This window comes from Terrisporobacter muris, from assembly GCF_024621905.1.
Taxonomy (GTDB): domain Bacteria; phylum Bacillota; class Clostridia; order Peptostreptococcales; family Peptostreptococcaceae; genus Terrisporobacter; species Terrisporobacter muris.
Map to the genome: position 1 here is coordinate 1 of NZ_JANKBY010000343.1, position 3675 is coordinate 3675.

General features: G+C 29.0%; 5 protein-coding genes. All 5 read left to right on the forward strand.

Annotation, left to right across the window (positions count from 1 at the left end; all coding sequences use genetic code 11):
- Nucleotides 1-74 precede the first annotated feature (74 nt).
- Nucleotides 75-1352, forward strand: a complete 1278-nt coding sequence (gene hflX, locus NSA58_RS17410) for a GTPase HflX (protein ID WP_074429479.1) — start codon at nucleotides 75-77, stop codon at nucleotides 1350-1352.
- A gap of 13 nt (nucleotides 1353-1365) precedes the next feature.
- A complete protein-coding gene (locus NSA58_RS17415) occupies nucleotides 1366-2037 on the forward strand; it encodes a HEAT repeat domain-containing protein (RefSeq protein ID WP_039679435.1) in 672 nt (223 codons plus the stop codon).
- A 110-nt stretch (nucleotides 2038-2147) separates the two neighbouring features.
- Complete coding sequence (locus tag NSA58_RS17420) at nucleotides 2148-2579, forward strand: NUDIX domain-containing protein (RefSeq protein ID WP_039679436.1); 432 nt, start codon at nucleotides 2148-2150, stop codon at nucleotides 2577-2579.
- Nucleotides 2580-2652: 73 nt separating this feature from the next.
- Nucleotides 2653-3297 (forward strand): YigZ family protein, encoded by a 645-nt coding sequence (locus NSA58_RS17425; protein ID WP_039679437.1) that lies wholly within the window; start codon nucleotides 2653-2655, stop codon nucleotides 3295-3297.
- Nucleotides 3298-3491: 194 nt separating this feature from the next.
- A partial coding sequence (locus tag NSA58_RS17430; RefSeq protein ID WP_257560744.1) for a hypothetical protein occupies nucleotides 3492-3675 on the forward strand: 184 nt, incomplete at its 3' end.

Below are 3675 nucleotides of genomic sequence, written 5' to 3' on the forward strand. Positions count from 1 at the left end.
TAGAAAAAATAAAAAATATAGCAAAGAAAATATTTTTTAACATATACATACATTAAGATAAAAGAGGTGTAAGAATGGAAAAACAGCAAGAAAGAGCCTTACTAATAGGACTTAATATAACGACTAATGTGAAAAAGATAGACGACATAGATATAAATGAGTCTATGGAAGAATTAAAGGAATTAACGAAAGCTGCTGGTGCAGAAGTTGTGGGAAGCTTAATTCAAAATAGACCGGCTGTTGATGCAGCATACTATGTTGGAAAAGGTAAAGTAGAAGAACTTAGAGCATACTGTGAAGCTACTGATGCTACAATGGTAATATTCAATGATGAATTATCGGGAGCTCATATAAGAAACTTAGAAGAAGCTGTAGGTAGAAAAGTTATAGATAGAACTACGCTTATATTAGATATATTTGCTCAAAGAGCTCTAAGTAAAGAAGGTAAGCTACAAGTTGAACTTGCTCAGCTTAGATATAGAATGCCAAGACTTTATGGTATGGGTGGAGAAATGAGTAGAACTGGTGCAGGGATTGGAACAAGAGGACCAGGGGAACAAAAATTAGAAATAGACAAAAGAATTATATTAAATAAAATAGCAGACATAAGAAGAGAATTAAAAGAAGTATCAAAGAATAGAGAGACTCAAAGAGTTCAAAGAATGAAATCAAATATGCCAATAGTTGCATTAGTTGGATATACAAATGCAGGAAAATCAACTCTATTAAACAAATTAATAAAAACACATAAAGATTATGAAGAAGAAAAAGAAGTATTTGTAAAAAATATGCTATTTGCTACACTAGATGTTACTTTAAGAAAAGCGACACTACCTAATAAAAGAGACTTCTTAGTTGTAGATACAGTTGGATTTGTAAGTAAACTTCCGCATGACTTAGTAGATGCTTTCAAAGCTACACTAGAAGAGGTACAATATGCAGATTTAATACTTCATGTTATTGATGCAACTAACAGCAGTTACGAACTTCAAAAACAAACAACAGAATCTGTTTTAAAAGATTTAGATGTTGGTGATAAGAAAACAATCATAGTATATAACAAGGTTGATAAGCTAGAACTTGATATTTATCCAAAAAATCAAAAAGATAAAGTATATATTTCTGCAAAAAAAGGAATAAATATGGATAAATTATTAAAACTAATTGAAGAAGCCTTAATGAAAGATACTTACAAAGTAAATCTTATACTTCCTTATGAAAGAGGAGATATATTTAGTAAAATAAAAGATAAATATAATGTTAATGATTTTAATTATGAAGAAAATGGTATTTCTGTTGATGTAAATTTAGATGAAGAAGATTATAATATATATAAGGACTATATAAAATAAATTGAGTAATAAAATGAATATAGATTGGAATAATATAGACCAACTTGAAGATTATTTTATTACCTATCTTCTTTATAAAGAGTCCAAAACGGTACCACAAATAAGTAAAATTAGAAACATATCTACAATGGAAGTAAAGGATCAACTAATTAGGGCAAAACTAGAGATAAAGTCAATGTCTAAGAATAAACTAGAAAGTTCTAAAGATATACTGGATAAGTACTTAGAGCTAGATAAATCTGAAAGACTTGATTTTATTGACGAATTAGGTTTAGATGACGATAGGATGTTAAAGTTCAAAAGAGAACTTTACAAAAGAATCAGATTAGAAAAAAATGCTGAAGATTTAATAATTTTAATATGGACCACTGGGGAATTAAAAGAGGAAAAATATTTAGATTTATTACACTCTCTAACAATGCATAGACATTCAGATGTTAGAAGGATTACATATTCAGCTATTAGAAAAATCCAGTCACCACAAAGTAGACCATGCTTAGAAAAAGGATTATATGATTCTAATCCACAAACTAGACAGTATTGTGCAAAAGCTTTATCTGTAGTTGGCAACAATAATAGTTTAAAAATTTTAAGAAAATTAGTAATGCAAAGTAATCATGAAAAAGAATATGTATTAAGAGCTTATGAAGAAGCAATCGAAGCTCTTGAGAAAGAAAGTTTTTAGTAGTATCAGCAACATACAACTTAATAATTAATTGTTATCAGAGATTTATCTCCGCAATTTAACAAAATGTAATGAAAAATAATTCAAAGGTTAATAGGAGGGGTTTTAAAATGATAGTAAGACGTTGTGCAGGTGGAGTTGTTTTTTACGCAAATAAAGTACTTTTACTGAAAAATGATAGACATGAATGGACATTACCAAAAGGAAAAATTCTTGAAGGGCAATTAGCAGCAGATAGCGCTGTAGGTAGAGTTAAAAATGAAACAGGTGTAGATGCGTGCCCATTAGTAGTGGCAGGAGATACTATGTATGAATTTTTCTCAAGAAGTAGACAACAACAAGTTTGTAATGCAATAGTTTGGTATGTCATGGAAGCTGAAAACCCAGAGTACATAATAAGAGAAGATTTTGTAGATGGTGGTTTCTACAAGATAAAAGATGCTATGGATATGTTATCTCATAATAAAGAAAAAGCTTTAGTTGATGTTTCATATAAAAAATATAAAGAAGAAAAGAAAAATAATGCAGAAATTGCAAAATAAAATATAATATAATTAAATAAGAAAATTTAAGAAAGGGTAAATCCCTTTCTTTTTTGTAATACAGGAGGAATTTATGAGTAGCTATAAAACATTACATAAGTTTGGAGTAGATGAATATATAGTTGAAAAATCAACATTTATAGGATATGCAAAACCTATAAAAACTGAAGAAGAAGCTATAGAATTTGTTAATGAAATAAAGAAAAAACATAAGGATGCCACTCATAATGTATGGGCATATACTGTTGGTGAAAATATGAATATACAAAGATATAGTGATGATGGTGAACCTCAAGGAACAGCAGGTATTCCTACTTTAGAAGTAATAAAAAAGGAAGATTTAAGAGATGTAGTAGTTGTTGTAACAAGGTATTTTGGAGGAATAAAACTTGGCGCTGGAGGGTTAGTTCGTGCTTATACTAAAGGTGCCAAAGTAGGTATAGAAGCAGGTATTGTTATTGAAAAAGTTAAATATACTGAAGTAAAGATTAAAATTGAATATACTCAACTTGGTAAAATACAGAATGAAATAATGAATCTTGGTTTTACAGTTAAGGATACTATATATTCAGATGATGTTGAAATAATAGTATACTCAAAAGTTGAGGATGTTGAATCTCTAAAGGATAGAATAATTGACATAACAAGTGGAACAGCAGATGTAAGTTTGGGAGATGAATATTATCTATCTGAAAAGGATGGTCAATTAATTCTTTAAATTAGTTAATAACAGGGGGCAGTGAACTAATTAAAAATGGAAAATTCGATCTGCTTATATCGCCAAAATTGAGAAGCATATCGTCAACAATATATTCTCGTTACCAATTTGGATAAATCCGTTACTCAAACGAGATGCCTTCGCTACTGCTTTAGGCAACTCCGTTGCTCAAAAATACATTACAGGGGGGAGCTATGTTAAAAAATATAGGATTGATTATTTTATGCAATTTATTAATGTATTTTATCATAATGATAGTCACAAAAATTAATAAAAGAAAACGTAATAAGTATTCTACTGAAAAAAAGAAAGATATGAAGATAGAAGAATTAAGTGAGAAGGTAAATGAGTTAGAAAAGAAATTATTTATTCAAGATA

What these genes read in the sequence shown, in the direction of transcription:
- hflX (WP_074429479.1), top strand. Translation starts at nt 75, where the DNA reads ATGGAAAAACAGCAAGAAAGAGCCTTACTAATAGGACTTAATATAACG.
- NSA58_RS17415 (WP_039679435.1), top strand. Translation starts at nt 1,366, where the DNA reads ATGAATATAGATTGGAATAATATAGACCAACTTGAAGATTATTTTATT.
- NSA58_RS17420 (WP_039679436.1), top strand. Translation starts at nt 2,148, where the DNA reads ATGATAGTAAGACGTTGTGCAGGTGGAGTTGTTTTTTACGCAAATAAA.
- NSA58_RS17425 (WP_039679437.1), top strand. Translation starts at nt 2,653, where the DNA reads ATGAGTAGCTATAAAACATTACATAAGTTTGGAGTAGATGAATATATA.